The following is a 17,004-nucleotide window of genomic DNA, read 5'->3' as shown; positions in this document are numbered from 1 at the left end:
CTCTTTTTATAGGCACAATTGAGATGAACGAATGGTCTATTGACGACGCCCGCGCCGGGTACAACGTTGCCCACTGGAGCCAGGGTTTTTACGGGATTAGCGACGAGGGTGAGGTGACTGTCTCCCCGGACCCCAAAAATCCGTCTTACAAGATTGGCTTGAATGCGCTGGCCAAAGACATGGTGAAAGCCGGTGTGAGCCTGCCTGTACTGGTGCGCTTCCCACAAATTCTGCACCACAGGGTCGATCACCTGTGCCAGATGTTCAATCAGGCCATTCAGAAATACGACTATCAGGCAGACTACCTGCTGGTGTACCCCATCAAGGTGAACCAGCAGCAGACCGTGGTGGAAGAAATCCTGGCAAGCCAGGTGAGCAAAACCGTGCCTCAGCTGGGTCTGGAAGCCGGCAGTAAGCCTGAGCTGATGGCGGTACTCGCCATGGCGCAAAAGGCCAGCTCTGTGATCGTATGTAACGGTTACAAAGACAAAGAGTACATCCGTCTGGCGCTTATCGGTGAGAAGCTGGGTCACAGCGTTTACATCGTGCTCGAGAAAATGTCCGAGCTGCAGATGGTGCTGGATGAGTCCAAGAAGCTTGGCGTTACTCCTCGTCTGGGTCTGCGTGCCCGTCTGGCGTTCCAGGGCAAGGGCAAGTGGCAGGCAAGTGGTGGCGAGAAGTCCAAGTTCGGTCTGTCTGCCTCGCAAATTCTCAAAGTAGTTGAGCGTCTGCAGGAAGAAAACATGCTCGACTCGCTGCAGCTGCTGCACTTCCACCTGGGCTCGCAAATCGCCAACATCCGCGATATCCGCCACGGTGTGGGCGAAGCGGCGCGCTTCTACTGCGAACTGCGTAAACTCGGCGCCAAGGTGAACTGCTTCGACGTGGGCGGTGGTCTTGCGGTTGACTACGACGGTACCCGCAGCCAGTCAAACAACTCGATGAACTATGCGCTGGCCGAATACGCCAACAACATCGTCTCTGTACTGACCGATGTGTGTAACGAAAACGAGCAGCCAATGCCACGGATCATCTCCGAGTCTGGCCGTTACCTGACTGCCCACCACGCCGTGCTCATCACCGACGTTATCGGCACCGAAGCCTACAGCCCGGAAGTGATCCCGGCGCCTGCCGAGGATGCATCTCAGCTGCTGCACAACATGTGGCGCAGCTGGAATGAAATCAGCTCGCGTCTGGATCAGCGTGCCCTGATTGAAATCTATCACGATACCCAATCAGACATGGCTGAAGCCCAGTCTTTGTTTGCTCTGGGTCAGCTTAGCCTGGCCGACCGCGCCTGGGCCGAGCAGTGCCACCTGGCGGTGTGTCATGAGCTGCAGGGGCTGATGAATGCCCGTAACCGTTATCAGCGCCCGATCATCGATGAGCTGAACGAAAAGCTGGCCGACAAGTTCTTCGTGAACTTCTCGCTGTTCCAGTCGCTGCCGGATGCCTGGGGTATCGATCAGGTATTCCCTGTGCTGCCGCTGTCTGGTCTGGACAAGGTGCCTGAGCGCCGCGCCGTGATGCTGGATATCACCTGTGACTCCGACGGTATTGTTGATCAGTACGTGGACGGGCAGGGCATTGAAACCACATTGCCGGTACCGGCCTGGTCAGCAGAAGACCCATACCTGATTGGTTTCTTCCTGGTGGGTGCCTATCAGGAAATTCTGGGCGACTTGCATAACCTCTTTGGCGATACCAACTCAGCTGTAGTGCGTATTGACGATGAAGGCCAGACCAACATTGAGTCTGTGCTCGCCGGTGATACCGTGGCCGACGTGCTGCGTTATGTAAACCTGGATGCGGTGTCCTTTATGCGCACCTACGAGGAGCTGGTGAACACCCATATCGTTGAAGATGAGCGCGCGATGATCCTCGATGAGCTTCAGGTTGGCCTTAAGGGCTACACCTATCTGGAAGACTTTTAACGACTAACAAGGCAAGGTGAATACAGGCCGGGAGCCAAGGGCAGTTGCCCTCCCGGCCCTCAGGTAGAGTAAAGATGTTTTTTGAAGGCTCAGAAAAAAAAATAGAAGTTATCGTCACGCCACAGTTTGGCTCCCTGCGGGCGCTGGGGCGTGAATTCTGGACAGAAATGGTGGCCTGCGCCAATGCCGAAATTCTCTCCAGTATCAGCAATGAAAAATGCGATGCATACCTGCTCAGCGAATCCAGTTTATTTGTCTGGGACGACAGATTCCTGATGCTGACCTGCGGCACCACCACCCTGGCAAATGCCGTGGTGCGCTTTATCGAACGTGTTGGCGCCGACCATATCGCCTTCGCCAGTTATCAGCGTAAAAACGAGTACCTGTCGCACCTGCAATGCAGTGCCTTCAGCGACGATTTGACCGCCATTCGTGCGCTCCTTCCCGGGGATGCTTTCCGTATCGGCCATCTGGACTCGCATCACCATTATATTTTTACCAGCAACCAGCCCTACGAGGCGGCTGCGGACGATCACACCAGCGAGCTCTTGATGTACCACATCCGTGGTGAGGCTGCCGATTACCTGCGCAGCGAACAGCAGAGCGCCGCTGAAATCCGCCGCCTGCTGCAACTCGATGCCATGCTGCCGGGTTTTGTGTTCGATGATTTCCTGTTCGAGCCATTTGGCTATTCCATTAACGGCATTCGTGGCGATCGCTATATGACCATTCATATTACGCCGCAGGAAAACAGCTCCTACGTGAGCTTTGAAACCAACTTGCCGCTGGAAGGCGACTATCGGCAGATTTTCTCGCGCCTGCTGGGTATTTTGAACCCCGGCAGTTGGGATGAGATAGGTTTTAACGCCGAGCGTCACACCGAGAACTACCCGGCACACTTGTGCCTTGGCAGCTGCAGCTTGTCCATGGTACAAGGCTACAAAGTCGAATTCAGCCACTATCAGCAGCTGTGTCATGAAGTGCTGATCCCGGAAGCCATGTGATTTTTACAAAGCTGGCCAATGGCGCCGTATCTCAGTAATTGCTTAAATAATTGCCAAGTGCGCATTTGGCGCGATAAAAAACAAAAGCCGACGTCAAAGTCGGCTTTTTTGTTGCGCGTCAAGCGGCTAGAATGCCTCAAACGATACTGTGCCCATAAGGATTTACCATGACAGATCTGAGTGACATCCGCCGTGAATACACCAAAGGGGGACTGAGGCGCAGCGAGCTGCCGACCGAGCCCATGGCACTCTTTGAACGTTGGATGGAGCAGGCCAAGGAGGCGCAGCTGTCAGATCCCACCGCCATGTGCGTGGCTACAGTGGATGAGCACGGCCAGCCGTATCAGCGGATTGTGCTGCTTAAACGTTTCGACGAGCAGGGCTTTGTGTTTTTCACCAACCTTGGCAGCCGCAAAGCCACTCAGCTTAAACAAAACGCCCACATCAGCTTGCTGTTCCCCTGGCATCCACTTGAACGTCAGGTAGCGGTGACCGGCATTGCCGAGCAACTGTCGAGCGCCGACGTGCTCAAATACTTTATGACCCGTCCGAAAGACAGCCAGATCGCAGCCTGGGTATCTGCACAGTCATCCAAGCTCAGCGCCCGCCAGATACTGGAAGCCAAGTTCATGGAAATGAAGCAAAAGTTTTCCAGCGGCGAGGTGCCTCTGCCGTCATTTTGGGGCGGTTATCTGGTTCGCCCCAGCAGCATTGAGTTCTGGCAGGGGGGCGAACACCGCCTACACGACCGCTTCCTGTACAGCAAAGAAGCCGATGGCTGGCAAATTGACCGTCTGGCGCCCTGAGGGCTGAGGGCTTACAGCGGGGTGACGTTCTCGGCCAGCAGACCCTTTTGGCCCTGAACCACCATAAAGCTGACTCTTTGTCCTTCTTTCAGGGTTCGACGACCCTGGGAGTTGATGGCGCGGTAATGGACGAACACATCGGTTTCGTCCTCGCGGCGCAAAAAGCCAAAGCCCTTTTCATCGTTAAACCATTTTACCGTGCCTGTTTCCGGAATTGCTGACATCACTCGCTCCTATGCGGGTTGGTTTCGCGGGTTAGTTTCGCGGGTTGGTTTCGGGAATTGCTGGCATCAGGCTAACGGCCTTTTATTGCAACCAATTGACAGCCAACTGGTGCATTTCGGTCTAGAGTAGTATCAGACCTGCGCATCCGGGGCTTGCAAAGCCGGGGAATAACCCCGCAAGATAGTTAAGCAATTACCTAAATACACAAGGAGATAAGTGATGTTTATCCGTACTCTTTCTGCTGCAGCCCTGATGGTGACCAGTCTTGGCGCCTTTGCTGGCTGGCAGGTAAACAGCGACGCCTCCAACGTAAGCTTCGTGTCTGTGAAAAAAGGCGACGTGGGTGAAGTTCACCGATTCAAAGCATTGCAGGGCAGCCTGAACGATACCGGCGAATTTGCGCTGACCATTCCGCTGGCTTCGGTGGATACCGGCATTGAAATTCGTGACGAGCGCATGAAAACCATGTTGTTTGAAGTAGAGCAATTTCCCTCGCTCACACTTTCTGCGAAAATAGATAAAGCTGCGGTGGACGCGTTGCCGGTGGGGCAAATTCTGCAGCTGGAATTACCTGCCGAGATTTCACTGCATGGTAAAACCGACAAGGTGAATGTGGATGCCACAGTGGCGCGTCTTGCCGATAACCGCTTGCTGGTGACCAGCCGCGGTATGGTGGTGGTTAATGCCGGTAATTTCGGTCTGACCGGTGGGGTGGAAAAACTGCGTGAAGTTGCGGGTTTGTCTGCCATCAGCAAGGCAGTACCGGTTTCTTTTGTTTTGGTGCTTGAAAAATAAACGGATTGCAGCGCTTTAAGGAAGAAGACTTGATTTTGTTCCATACTGAATGAGTCGGGACATTCCCGACAAAGACATGCAATACGGGATTTGACATGGTCACAGATAAAGACGGTTATACGCATCTCATCCAATACCTCACGGAGAATCTCGGGCTGTTCGAAACCCCAGAGGGGCAGGGGCTGTCCGATGAAACCGTAATGGAGCTGTTTGAAGAGCAGTTGTCTGCGCAAATCATCATGGTCTGTGGCCAGAATCCCGAGCTGTCCTTTGCCCAGCGCAATATGATCATCCGCGAGGTCGATGCCATTGTGTATGATCTCGAAGAGATTTTGGCGCATGTGGGTAAAAAGAAAGCCACGCCGGAGCAAACGCACTTTATTTCGGATTTCTCGGGACTTATCAAAAACCTGTTCGATCAGGAAATCGTTAAGCTCACCGCCTGATGCGTCCCCGTCGTGGCCCATTTTCCAAGGGAGGGGCCATGATAAGCATTGAAACCGGATTCGAACACGACACCCTGGCCGTTCGTGCCTCGGGTGTTATTTCCCCTGAAGACTACACCGAGGTGCTGGTGCCGGCACTGGAAGCGCGCCTGCGCGACCATGCATCGGTGCGCCTTTGGTATCAAATCGACGACAAGTGCCGCGGCATGCGGTTATCTTCCCTGTGGCAGGACTTTCTGCTGGGTGTGTTTCATCTTGATGATTTTCGCTGTGTGGCCATAGTCACTGACCGGCCGCTGTTTCGGCGCATGGGTGAAATCATGGCGATTTTTTTGCCCTGTCCGGTCAAGGTGTTTGCCCAGGATCAGCAGCAACACGCCCGTGAATGGCTGGCTCAAAAAGGCTGAATCATCCCTTCCTGATTGGTAATTGCAGCGGCTTTCCGTTATGGTGTCTTTGGTCAGGCACCATGAATACCTATTTGTAATCATAACGTTTTCAGGATGTTATCTATGTTTCGATCCGGGATTGCCCTCATTCTTTTATCTTTGTCTGCATCGGCGCTGGCCGATAAAGCTGTCGTCGGTCAAACCACAGAAATCAACCTGCCTGCCGCAGGCCTCGCCATGACTGCCCGGGTTGATACCGGCGCTTCTGTCAGCTCCATTCACGCCTTTGATATTGAAGTGGTGGGCGGCGCCGGCAAGAAAATGAAGGACGATATTGGCAAGCTGGTACGCTTTTCCACCGAAAACGCCAAAGGTGAAACCCAGCGCCTCGAAGCGCGTATCGTGAAGGTGAGCACTGTCTCCAACTCTCAGGGCACCGAGAGCCGCTATGCGGTGGATCTCGAACTCGCCCACGACAAGGATGTCCGCAGTATCCGGGTCAACCTGCGTGACCGTGGCCATATGGACTACAAACTGCTGCTGGGGCGCAACTGGCTCGAGGATACCTATGTGGTGGATGTGGCTGAAAAGAATGTGATTGGCCCACGCGCCCCCATTCATATTGTCGAAGCGGATTTGACCATAGATACCCGTATCGACACAGGTGCGGTGGAAAACAGCCTGCATGCTGTTGATTTAAAAATTGAAAATGAAAACAAAACCGATATGGAAGCCAATGTCGGTAAAAAAATCAGCTTCACCACCGCCAATGAGAAGGGGGAAAGCCGCCGGGTGCACAGCCGGATTGTGGAAACATCGCTTATCCGCAACGCCCAGGGCAGTGAAATCCGTTACATGGTGGAGCTGACGCTGGGTGAGCCCGGTAAAGAGTTCAAGGTGAAGGTGAACCTGAAAGACAGAACAGATATGACCCATAAGTTGCTGATTGGCCGCAACTGGCTGCAGGGGCATTATTTGGTCGATGTAAGCCTGTAACTACTACTCCACCAGAGGCAGACGGCAATCAATCAGGGTTGCCACTGCCAGGGTGGGCAGCTGAGAGAGACTGCCGCCAAAGTGCTGCGACAGCCACATGGACAGCTCTTCGAGTTCTGTCGCAATCGCCGCCGCGCCTACACCCTGACGTTCGAAGCGAAGAATACAGTCGCTGCCATCTTTTTGAATATCAATATTGATATCACCCGCAAAGCTTGCAGCATCGCTGCCGCCAAGGCTTATCAGAAGCCGCATCAGCCCAAGGCTCAGCAGCGCCAGTTGCCAACCTTCAAGCACGGTCACCAACCTGCGCTCGCCGCTTAAGTGAATTTCGATGTGACGACTGGCAAGCTCGGCCTTAAACAGGGTTTTCAGCGCCTCCAGAACGTCAAACGGCACAGCTGCCTGGCCCCCTTTATGCTTGCCGGCCAAGACATCGAGCAGTCGCAGACGCTCAGCCTGTTCGCTGAGATTATCTCTTAAGCTGTCGAGGCTTGCCTGGCTGCTGCAGGCGCGGGACAGGAGCGCATCCTGCTCGTGGGCTATCAGGGCCACCAGATCGCGATACCAGGCCTTCACCAGCCGCCGCTCGGTCTGCCAAGCATGGTCACGAATATCACTGCGGGCGACTTCTGTGTCCTGCTGGCCGAGGGAAAACTCAGCTTGCCTCAGCATGGTATCGAGTTTGAGCCGCTCTTTGGTGGACTCCTCCAGCGCGCTTTCCAGCTGGCTGACCCGGGTTCGCAGTTCATTTTCCAGCCGTTTACGGCTTTGAATATCAAACGCGATGGCGCCGATGCCGCGCAGGTTGTCGTCTTCATCACGGATCGCAAACTTGGTCATCTGAAACCTGAGCTCGCCGAGGCGGGTCGGCAACACTTCTTCGTATTGCAGCGGCGCATCCTGGGACACCACCCGCTGATCGCTCTCGGTGTAGCTTTGCACCAGGTCTGACGAGAAAATTTGATGATCGGTAGCGCCCACCACCCGGTTACGATCCAGGCCAATGGTTTCACAGAATTTATCGTTCACCAGCACATAGCGGCCAGAGATGTCTTTGATATAAATAAGGTTGGGTGACGATTTGAGCAGCGCGAGCAGGTGCTCCCTGTGGGCAAGTAAATCCTGCTGGGCTTCGCGTTGCACCTCGAGTTGCTGCTCGAGGGCGAGGTTTGATGCATCAAGGCTCGCCATGGCAATTTCAAGCTGGCGGGTGCGGGCCACAAAGGCGCTGGCAAGTACGCCAATCTCATCCTGACGGTCACCGGCTTCCAGTTCAAGGTAGGCGGCATCATTGGATTTAAGCGCGCCGACCATGCGGGCCAGCGGCCGGATAAACAGTCGCTGCTGGATCAGGAACATCAACGCCAGCGCTATCAACTGGGCCAGCAGCAAATAAAGCCCGGCCCGCTCGGCAAGCAGCATCGCTTCGTGCTTGAACGAGGTTTTGGGGGTAACAGTAACCACTTTCCAGAAGGTGCCCGGCATCCGGTACACCGAGATCAGGCTGGCTTCGTTCAATACCGGGTCGGATTTGATTTCCAGCGTCCCTATCAGCTCGGCGCTTTTGGGCTGGCCGCGGGCGGCATTGTTGATAATGGCTTCGAACATCTTGCGCTGCTCAGGGCCGCTGCTGGGGGCGAGGGCGGAAAATTGTTCCTGGGTGATGATAAGGTGCTCGTGGGCGCTGCCGATAAAGGCTTTATCCGCGGTATCAATCATCTCAGCCAGCGGCGCAAACTGACTGAAACGCGAGTAAAGGGTACCCAGGTTGGCGCTCGTGATGTTTTGTGGTGAATCGCCCACGGTACCAGGCAAGGGGAAAGAGAGGATTTGGTTGAACTGATCCAGCAGCATCACATAGCCACCCATTTCGTGGCTGGCAGCATTCACCAGATGGGTAAGGCTGGTGAGGCTGACATCAATGGTGGCCGCGCCCTGAAACTCATGATCCTCCCAGATGGGCACTGAGGCAGTGACCATGGATTCCTGGGTATAAGGGTCAACATAGGATGGCGACCAGAACACCCGCCCGGCGGGGAACAGACGCACAGGCTTGTACCAGTTTTCTTCCTGATAGCCGCGGCCTGAGTCGTAGCCATCGTTCTTTCTGAGTTGCCCGAGCATATCGCGAACCCAGAAAAAACTTTTTGCCTGATTATCGCTGCCAAGGGGATGGGCCGATTCGGGCCAGATCCCGCCACTGGCAATTACGTCCCTGTGCTCGGGAAGTGACAGCAGTCCGGGGATGGTTTCATCAATCACCTGCACGGATTTACGTTGGGTACCGGCAACGTCAGCGATTGCGATGACCAGAGTGTCGAGCTGGGCGGTGAGATCGTGCAGTTTGGCCAACATCAATTGGCCCTGAGAGAGGTTGAGATTCAGCTCTTGTTGCAGGCGCTCCTCTTTGAGGGTGCCCAGCATGATCCACAAGGTGGCGACCAGCAAAATAGCCGCAACCAGTGTCTGCAAAAGGCCGACCCGAAAGGGCAGGCTGTTGCGCCACTTGGGATGAATTTGCCGTGACACTGAGGCCTTGGATTGATTCATGGCAGAGCCGGTTCCTTGGGCTTACTGGGTGTCAAAAGATGTCAGTCTACTGGATAATCTGTTGTTTGCCATTAGCTTAAAGTAAAAAAGGCACCCGAAGGTGCCTTTTACTGTGTGCCTAGATTTTCAGGCCGACCAGCAATTGGTCGAGTTTCTCGGCGGTGGCATGCAGTTCATCACAACCGGAAACCGACTGATTGGCCGATTGCTCCACGTCGTGAGACTGATTGCGAATTTCCATCAGGTTACCGGCAATCTCATTGGCCACGGCAGACTGCTCTTCGGCAGAGGTGGCAATCAGCACGCTCATTTCAAACACCTTGGCGCTGTGATGGGCAATGCTGTCAAGATCTTCACCGGTTTTAATCACATGCTTTTTGCCTTCCTCGGCCTGATCGACAGTGCGTGCCATCACCTGGGTGAGGTTACGCGAGCCACTTTGCAGCGCTTCAATCATTGATTTGATTTCAACAGTAGCAGCCTGGGTACGGCCAGCGAGGGTACGCACTTCATCGGCCACCACCGCAAAGCCACGGCCTTGCTCACCGGCACGGGCAGCCTCAATGGCCGCGTTGAGCGCGAGCAGGTTGGTTTGCTCAGAAATGGCATTAATGGTGGTGACCACCTCATCGATGCGGCTGGCGTTGTCGTTAAGCACGGTTACCGCATCCGAGGCATTGGCAATCTCGTTGGACAACTCGCCAATGGCGCCTACTGTGGTGGCAATGTCGGCAGAGCCTGCGGCTACCTGTTGGTTGGCGTCCTGGGTTTCCTGGGAGGACCGCTCGGCGTTGCTGGCCACTTCCCGCACTGCGGCGGTCATCTCTTCCATGGCGGTGGCCAGGGAGTCCAGATGCGCACGCTGATTGGCAGCAAGCGATTGGCCGCTGCGGGCATTTTCACGGAACGAGCCCACCACAGAGCGGATCTGCGAGGTGGCATCGCTGATGTTTTTCACCAGACTATGCTGACGCTCAACCAGAGTATCTATGCTGATGGCAAGAATACTGAACTCATCTTTCACTTCAAAAAAGTTAAGTCGGCCGGTCAGGTCGCCATCGGCCGCCCGCTTCAGGGCCATCACAGTGGTGTACAGGGCGCCGCCAACGAAGGTGGAGATGTAATAGCTGCAAACAAAGATGATGATAAGCGCCACTGCCACAGCGCCGCCGACAAACAACAGGTTATCGTCGGTGGAGAGGGTGGCGCTCTTGGCTGAGAAATCCTGCACTGTGACATATTGTGCGCTGCCAACGGCACTTACTGCCTTGTATTGACCGCGCTTTTGTAGGCTGCCGCCGCCAGTGCGGGCGAGTTGGGCGCTTTTGCCATCAAGGCTTGCCACTGGCACTACCCGGGCGTCGGCCTGGATACTTTGCAAAAAGGCCTGCTGCTTGTCCTGGGGGATAAAATTCAGCGCCTGGCTTACCAGTTGATTGGTCTGGTTTGCCTGCGCACTGGCCCGCTCGAGATGGCTCTCCAGCAAGGTGTCACTGAAGCGCAGATTCAGCACAAAGGCCAGCGCAAGCAGCATCAGTACGGGAACGATTGCCAGAATGGCAAATTTGGTTTTGAGCGTCATGTGGATGAGATACTGATCTATCCAGCGAAACTTCACTTCTTTCATCGATTACCTCAAATAGGCATGGCTGCGTGTGACCCTATGTTTATCGGTCCCCTGATTGGGAACTTTATTGTTGCAGCCGGTTTATGCTTGTGGATGAATACTTTTTATTCAATATGTTGTCGTAGAGTATTCACAGCATAGAGCACAGCCTCAATTTTACATCTCACCAACATGGCTCGCCAGTGACCTGGTAAGTAAAAAACAGGACTCAGGTGCAAAATTACGCATGTCATATTGAAAAATGCATCGGAAAATACGGGTTTTTTTCCTGATGTAAGCCGATTTATGCCTAGTCAAATACACTTGGCTGCCGTAAAATTTCCCTCTTTTGTTATTTTTGACAAATTAAGCGGCAAAGAACGTCGACATGTCGTGAATTCCCCTGGCAAAAGGCCAATGGGGGGCAAATGCAGTGGAAGAGAAAATGCAGCAATTAACAGAGATTGTGGAACAGGCTCTGGCCGCCATTGAACAGGCGCCGGATCTGAAGGTTCTGGACGATATTCGGGTTGACTATCTGGGCAAAAAAGGCCGGATCACCGATATGATGAAACTGATGGGCACCCTGAGCGCGGAAGAGAAGCCCAAGTTTGGTCAGGCGGTTAACGACGCCAAGCAGGCAGTGCAGAAAGCCCTGTCTGAGCAAATTGATCAGTTCAAGGCCCGCGAACTGGAAACCAAGCTGGCCGCAGAGCAAATCGACGTGACTCTGCCCGGACGCACCCTGGAAAACGGTGGTCTGCACCCGGTAACCCGTACCATAGAACGTATCGAGTCGTTCTTCGGTGAACTTGGCTTTACCGTAAAGCACGGCCCTGAAATTGAAGATGACTTCCACAACTTTGATGCACTGAACATTCCTGAGCATCATCCGGCCCGTGCCGATCACGACACTTTTTACTTTAATCCCAAGGTGATGCTGCGTACCCAAACGTCGGGCGTGCAAATTCGCACCATGGAAAATGAGAAGCCACCGCTTAGGATCATCTCCCCGGGCCGTGTGTATCGTAACGACTACGATATGACCCACACCCCGATGTTCCACCAGGTGGAAGGTCTGCTGGTAGACGAGCACGTCAACTTTGCCGAGCTCAAGGGCATACTGCACGACTTCCTGCGCAACTTCTTTGAAGAAGATTTGCAGGTGCGCTTCCGTCCATCTTACTTCCCCTTCACCGAACCTTCGGCCGAAGTGGATGTGATGGGCAAAAATGGCAAATGGCTCGAAGTGCTGGGCTGCGGCATGGTACACCCCAACGTACTGCGCAGTGTGGGCATCGACCCTGAGAAATATTCCGGTTTTGCTTTTGGTATGGGCGTTGAGCGTTTGACCATGTTGCGCTACGGCGTAAACGATCTGCGCGCCTTCTTCGAAAACGACCTGCGTTTCCTCAAGCAATTCAAATAACGGAGCAAATTAGTAATGAAATTCAGTGAATCCTGGCTTCGTGAATGGGTAAACCCAGCCATCAGCCGTGACGACTTGAGCCATCAAATCACCATGGCCGGCCTGGAAGTGGACGGTGTAGACGCAGTAGCAGCCGACTTCAGCGGCGTATTCGTGGGTGAAGTGGTTGAATGTGGCCAGCACCCGGATGCCGACAAACTGCGTGTGACCAAGGTCAACGTGGGTGGCGATGCGCTGCTGGACATAGTCTGTGGCGCGCCAAACTGCCGTTTGGGTCTCAAAGTAGCTGTGGCTACTGTGGGCGCCGTGCTGCCCGGTGATTTCAAAATCGAGAAGGCCAAACTGCGTGGTCAGCCTTCTGAAGGCATGCTGTGTTCCTACAGCGAGCTGGGTATCGACATCGAAAGCGATGGCATTATTGAACTGCCGCTGGATGCGCCTATTGGCACCGATATCCGCGAATACCTCGACCTGAACGACGCTGTTATTGACGTTGATCTGACCTCCAACCGTGCCGACTGCCTCGGTATGGCCGGTCTGGCCCGTGAAGTGGGCGTACTGAATCGCGCCGAAGTCAGTGAGCCCAGCTGGGAAGCGGTTGTGCCTGCTACCGAGCAGGGTATCGACATCAGCCTGAGCGCACCTGAAGGCTGCCCACGTTATCTGGGCCGCGTTGTTCGCAACGTGAATGTAAAGGCCGAGTCGCCAGAGTGGATGAAAGAGAAGCTGCGTCGCAGCGGTATTCGCTCAATCGACCCCATCGTCGACATCACCAACTACGTGCTGATTGAATTTGGCCAGCCAATGCATGCCTTTGACCTTGCCAAAATCGACGGCAAGATTGAAGTGCGCTACGGCAACGGTGAAGAAAAACTCACGCTGCTCGATGGCAGCGAGATCACTGTGCCAAACGATACTCTGGTGATTGCCGACAACAGCAAAGCGCTGGCACTGGCCGGTGTGTTTGGCGGTGAGTATTCAGGCGTTGGTGAAGAAACCCAGGACATTCTGCTGGAATGCGCCTTCTTCGCGCCGCTGGCCATTATGGGTAAGGCCCGTAAGCTAGGTCTGCACACAGATTCATCACACCGTTTTGAGCGTGGTGTTGACCCTGAGCTGCAACACAAGGTAATGGATCGCGCCACCCGTTTGGTGCTGGACATTTGTGGTGGCGAAGCCGGCCCCGTGTGTGAAGCCAAAGCCGATGAGTACCTGCCCAAGGCCAAGCAGATTGTGCTGCGCCGCGCCAAGCTGGATAAAACCCTGGGTCATGTCATTCCTGACAGCGACGTAGTGGAAATCCTCAGCCGTCTTGGTTTTGGTGTTCAGGCCGAAGCAGGGCAGTGGCAGGTCACTACCGCTACCTATCGCTTTGATATGGCTATTGAAGAAGATCTGATTGAGGAAGTTGCCCGTATCTACGGTTACAACAACATCCCCAACAAGGCGCCGATAGCCGCGCTGCGTATGTCAGATCACAAAGAAGCCGCCATCAGCCTGAAAAAGGTGCGTGGTCTGCTGGTTGCCCGTGGTTTCCAGGAAGCTGTTACCTACAGCTTCGTTGACCCCAAATTGCAACAGCTGGTACACCCAGGCGAGCAGGCGATGATCCTGCCGAACCCTATTTCCAGTGAAATGTCGGCCATGCGCCTGTCCATGTTCACCGGTTTGCTGAACGCCGTTGGCTATAACCAGGCGCGTCAGCAGGGTCGTGTACGCCTGTTTGAGACAGGTTTGCGCTTTGTGCCTGATGCCAATGCAGAATCCGGCGTAAGGCAGCAAGCCATGCTCGGCGCGGTGATCGCGGGCCCTCAGAGCGACGAACATTGGTCGATGGAGAGCAAAACCGTTGATTTCTTCGATCTTAAGGGCGATTTGGAGGCCATTATTGGCTTGACAGTTGCTGGAACAGAATTTAGCTTTAGAAGAGCGACACATTCGGCCCTTCACCCAGGCCAATGTGCTGAAATACTGAGAAATGATCGAGTCATTGGCTACATTGGTGCCGTACATCCGACCCTTGAGAAGCCATTTGGCCTGAACGGCAAAACCATCGTATTTGAGCTGGAATTGGACGCGCTGCTAACCGCCAACTTGCCTGTAGCCCAGGCTGTGTCTAGGTTCCCGGCCAACCGTCGCGACATCGCTGTAGTAGTGGATGAAACCGTTGCCGCAGCCGATGTGATAAAAGTGATAAGAAAAGTTGGCGAAAATCAGTTGGTTGGCGTAAACTTGTTCGATGTATACCAGGGTAAAGGTGTTGAGCCCGGTAAAAAGAGCCTGGCTATCGCACTGACGTTACAAGACAACACTCGCACACTTGAAGAGAAAGAAATCGCAGAAGCAGTAGAAACTGTGGTTTCAGCCCTCAAGTCCGAGTTCAACGCATCGTTGAGGGATTAAAGTATGGCACTTACCAAAGCCGAAATGGCAGAGCATCTTTTTGAAACGCTTGGCATTAACAAGCGGGTCGCGAAAGAGATGGTAGAGGCGTTTTTCGAAGAGATCCGAACCGCCCTCGAAAGTGGTGAGCAGGTCAAGCTGTCTGGTTTTGGTAACTTTGACCTCAGGGACAAAAACCAAAGACCGGGGCGCAATCCGAAAACCGGTGAGGACATCCCGATTTCTGCCCGTCGTGTGGTGACCTTCCGCCCCGGACAGAAACTGAAGAGCCGCGTTGAAACGGCAAATTCAGAGAAGTAATATCGGAACACACCGAGGGAAAGCCACTCATCCGAGTGGCTTTCCTGTTTGTGCTGTCCATAAACCGAGGTAGAACACATACAAATGCGGTATTTCGACCGACGCTTTTATTGGGGTCTGTTGCATCCACGCCTTTGGGGCACCTGGATTGCCATCGGGATCCTGCTGTTTTTTGGCGCCATGCCTGCCGCTATTCGCGATCCTATGGCGCGGGGCCTGTCCAGGCTGGTACTGCGTATCGCCAAAAAGCCCATTCGGGTGGCAAGGGCCAATATCAAGGCCTGTTTCCCTGACAAATCCGAGCAGGAAGTAGACAGCCTCATTCGCGAGAATGTGGCGCAATTCGTGATGATCCTGATTGGTCAGGCGGAGCTGCTGTTTGGCAGTGAGGCCCATTTACGCCGCCGCGTTTCGCTGCAAGGCTTTGAGCATGTCAAAGCGGCCCGTGATGCGGGGCAGCCGATTATTTTCATCATGCCGCATGTCTGGGGCATCGACTATGCAGGGCTCAGGCTTAACCTTGAGCTGCCCATGGCAACCATGGCCAAAGCCCACCGCAATGAGCTGTTCAATTGGTTTTCCAATCGTATTCGCAGTCGCCTTGGCGGCCATGTGTACATGCGCGAGGCGGGGCTTCGGGTGCTGATCAGTGAGATGCGCCAGGGCAACAGTTTCTTCTATCTGCCCGATGAAGATTTGGGTCCTGAGCAGAGCGTCTTTGCACCGCTGTTTGCCACCACCAAGGCCACCTTGCCCGTGGTAGGTCGACTGGCGGCGGCCGGCAAAGCTCAGGTGATGCCGGTTACCATAGGTTACGATGATAAGACCCACAGCTTTACTCTGACCGTGTTGCCTGCCATCGATGAAGCCAGCATGGCTGGCAAAGAGAACGAAGCATTGGCGCTCAACCGTGCAGTAGAGCAGGTTATCGCCGCTTACCCCGAGCAGTACATGTGGTTTTTAAAGCTGCTTAAAACCCGTCCCGAGGGCGAGGCGTCAATATACGATTGACCCAAATCCCTTGCGGGCAACTATACTTATCCGAAGTTAGCCTTCCGGAGTGTACATGTTGCCCGCACCAATTCCCTTCGATGAGGCCGAAAGGCTTGAGGCGCTCCGTGGCCTGAATGTGCTCGATACCGAAGCCGAGGAGCGTTTCGATCGCCTGACCCGTTTGGCGCGGCGGCTGTTTGATGTGCCTATCTGCCTGATAAGTCTGGTCGATTCCGACAGGCAATGGTTCAAATCCTGTATCGGTTTATCCCAATCTGAAACCCGCCGTGACATTTCCTTTTGTGGCCATGCGATTATGCAGGCCGATATCTTTGTCATTGAAGACGCCCATGAAGATCCGCGATTTGCCGACAATCCGCTGGTAACAGGTGAGCCCCATATCCGTTTTTACGCCGGTTATCCGCTTACCCTGAGTAACGGCCACAGAGTTGGCACCCTGTGCATCATTGACCGGATGGCACGCCATTTTGAGCCAGAGGCATATCGCGATCTGGAAGATCTCGGCAAATTGGTGGTGTCTGAACTGGAAGCGGTGCAAACCGCCACCCTGGACCCTTTGACCGGCCTGTCGAACCTGCGTGGCTTTGAACTGCTGGCCAAACAATGCCTCGCCAAGTGCCAGCGGCAGCAGCAGGACGCGACATTGTTTTTCCTCGATTTGGATTACTTCAAAGAAATCAATGACCGCTTTGGACATCAGGAAGGAAACAGTGCCCTGGCGGCGTTTGCCAGCCTGCTGAAAGAAGCGTTTCGCGAGTACGATGTGATTGCCCGCATCGGCGGCGATGAGTTTGTGGCATTGGTGAGCCATGAACGCTCGATGTCGCCGGCTGCCGGGATCTTAAGCCGCCTTCGCCAAAACCTTGCCAGACACAATATCGATACCCCAATCGGCTATCAGCTGGAATTCAGCTGCGGTACCGCCCGTTTCGATGCCCTGGTGCCAAGCTCCCTTGAGCGGCTCTTGAAGGATGCCGATATTCATATGTACCGCGAAAAGCAAGTCCACCACCAAAAACATGACGAGCAGAACTGAAGCAGGGAGAGGTGTGTGCAGTTTCTGCCCGCGTCACTTGTAAGAAAGGACGTCTGAAAACAAAAAAA

The 17,004-nt window shown here is 54.3% G+C and carries 15 protein-coding genes; 12 read left to right on the top strand and 3 right to left on the bottom strand.

Features of this window, described 5'->3' with window-relative positions; genetic code table 11:
- The first annotated feature begins 23 nt into the window (after nucleotides 1-23).
- From speA to pdxH, 3 genes are all read left to right on the top strand, one after another.
- Nucleotides 24-1,934 carry a biosynthetic arginine decarboxylase gene (gene speA / locus STH12_RS08240; RefSeq protein ID WP_126167105.1) on the top strand — a complete coding sequence of 637 codons (1,911 nt, stop codon included), beginning with the start codon at nucleotides 24-26 and terminating at the stop codon, nucleotides 1,932-1,934.
- A gap of 74 nt (nucleotides 1,935-2,008) precedes the next feature.
- Complete coding sequence (locus tag STH12_RS08235; RefSeq protein WP_126167104.1) at nucleotides 2,009-2,938, top strand: adenosylmethionine decarboxylase; 930 nt, start codon at nucleotides 2,009-2,011, stop codon at nucleotides 2,936-2,938.
- Nucleotides 2,939-3,105: 167 nt separating this feature from the next.
- A complete protein-coding gene (gene pdxH / locus STH12_RS08230; protein WP_126167103.1) occupies nucleotides 3,106-3,744 on the top strand; it encodes a pyridoxamine 5'-phosphate oxidase in 639 nt (212 codons plus the stop codon).
- Nucleotides 3,745-3,755: 11 nt separating this feature from the next.
- Here pdxH and STH12_RS08225 read toward each other — a convergent pair whose 3' ends face one another.
- The gene (locus STH12_RS08225) at nucleotides 3,756-3,968 is read right to left on the bottom strand and encodes a cold-shock protein (RefSeq protein WP_126167102.1); all 213 of its coding nucleotides are present in this window, start codon (nucleotides 3,966-3,968) and stop codon (nucleotides 3,756-3,758) included.
- A gap of 220 nt (nucleotides 3,969-4,188) precedes the next feature.
- Here STH12_RS08225 and STH12_RS08220 point away from each other — a divergent pair, with 220 nt between their 5' ends.
- From STH12_RS08220 to STH12_RS08205, 4 genes are all read left to right on the top strand, one after another.
- Nucleotides 4,189-4,764, top strand: a complete 576-nt coding sequence (locus STH12_RS08220) for a YceI family protein (protein ID WP_126167101.1) — start codon at nucleotides 4,189-4,191, stop codon at nucleotides 4,762-4,764.
- A gap of 95 nt (nucleotides 4,765-4,859) precedes the next feature.
- Nucleotides 4,860-5,210 (top strand): DUF3802 family protein, encoded by a 351-nt coding sequence (locus STH12_RS08215; RefSeq protein ID WP_126167100.1) that lies wholly within the window; start codon nucleotides 4,860-4,862, stop codon nucleotides 5,208-5,210.
- A 38-nt stretch (nucleotides 5,211-5,248) separates the two neighbouring features.
- Nucleotides 5,249-5,617, top strand: coding sequence for a SpoIIAA family protein (locus STH12_RS08210; RefSeq protein WP_126167099.1), 369 nt, complete (start codon nucleotides 5,249-5,251; stop codon nucleotides 5,615-5,617).
- Nucleotides 5,618-5,722: 105 nt separating this feature from the next.
- Nucleotides 5,723-6,595, top strand: a complete 873-nt coding sequence (locus tag STH12_RS08205) for a putative ATP-dependent zinc protease (protein WP_126167098.1) — start codon at nucleotides 5,723-5,725, stop codon at nucleotides 6,593-6,595.
- A gap of 3 nt (nucleotides 6,596-6,598) precedes the next feature.
- Here the strand turns inward: STH12_RS08205 and STH12_RS08200 are convergent, their stop codons facing one another.
- Both STH12_RS08200 and STH12_RS08195 read right to left on the bottom strand, forming a co-directional pair.
- Nucleotides 6,599-9,148 carry a PAS domain-containing protein gene (locus tag STH12_RS08200; protein ID WP_126167097.1) on the bottom strand — a complete coding sequence of 850 codons (2,550 nt, stop codon included), beginning with the start codon at nucleotides 9,146-9,148 and terminating at the stop codon, nucleotides 6,599-6,601.
- A 118-nt stretch (nucleotides 9,149-9,266) separates the two neighbouring features.
- The gene (locus tag STH12_RS08195; RefSeq protein WP_126167096.1) at nucleotides 9,267-10,775 is read right to left on the bottom strand and encodes a methyl-accepting chemotaxis protein; all 1,509 of its coding nucleotides are present in this window, start codon (nucleotides 10,773-10,775) and stop codon (nucleotides 9,267-9,269) included.
- Between the two features lie 424 nt (nucleotides 10,776-11,199).
- Here STH12_RS08195 and pheS point away from each other — a divergent pair, with 424 nt between their 5' ends.
- The 5 genes from pheS to STH12_RS08170 all read left to right on the top strand — a co-directional run bounded on the left by pheS (nucleotide 11,200) and on the right by STH12_RS08170 (nucleotide 16,936).
- The gene (gene pheS, locus STH12_RS08190) at nucleotides 11,200-12,183 is read left to right on the top strand and encodes a phenylalanine--tRNA ligase subunit alpha (protein WP_126167095.1); all 984 of its coding nucleotides are present in this window, start codon (nucleotides 11,200-11,202) and stop codon (nucleotides 12,181-12,183) included.
- A 15-nt stretch (nucleotides 12,184-12,198) separates the two neighbouring features.
- On the top strand, nucleotides 12,199-14,586 hold the full coding sequence (gene pheT / locus STH12_RS08185) for a phenylalanine--tRNA ligase subunit beta (RefSeq protein WP_126167094.1): 2,388 nt from the start codon (nucleotides 12,199-12,201) through the stop codon (nucleotides 14,584-14,586).
- A 3-nt stretch (nucleotides 14,587-14,589) separates the two neighbouring features.
- Nucleotides 14,590-14,886, top strand: coding sequence for an integration host factor subunit alpha (ihfA, locus tag STH12_RS08180; protein ID WP_126167093.1), 297 nt, complete (start codon nucleotides 14,590-14,592; stop codon nucleotides 14,884-14,886).
- Between the two features lie 84 nt (nucleotides 14,887-14,970).
- Nucleotides 14,971-15,897 carry a lauroyl-Kdo(2)-lipid IV(A) myristoyltransferase gene (gene lpxM, locus STH12_RS08175; RefSeq protein WP_126167092.1) on the top strand — a complete coding sequence of 309 codons (927 nt, stop codon included), beginning with the start codon at nucleotides 14,971-14,973 and terminating at the stop codon, nucleotides 15,895-15,897.
- Between the two features lie 55 nt (nucleotides 15,898-15,952).
- Complete coding sequence (locus STH12_RS08170) at nucleotides 15,953-16,936, top strand: GGDEF domain-containing protein (protein ID WP_126167091.1); 984 nt, start codon at nucleotides 15,953-15,955, stop codon at nucleotides 16,934-16,936.
- Nucleotides 16,937-17,004: the final 68 nt, after the last annotated feature.

This window comes from Shewanella khirikhana (genome assembly GCF_003957745.1).
Lineage (GTDB): Bacteria > Pseudomonadota > Gammaproteobacteria > Enterobacterales > Shewanellaceae > Shewanella > Shewanella khirikhana.
The sequence above is the reverse complement of the archived record's forward strand: the minus strand, read 5'-3'. Positions and strand labels throughout refer to the sequence as shown.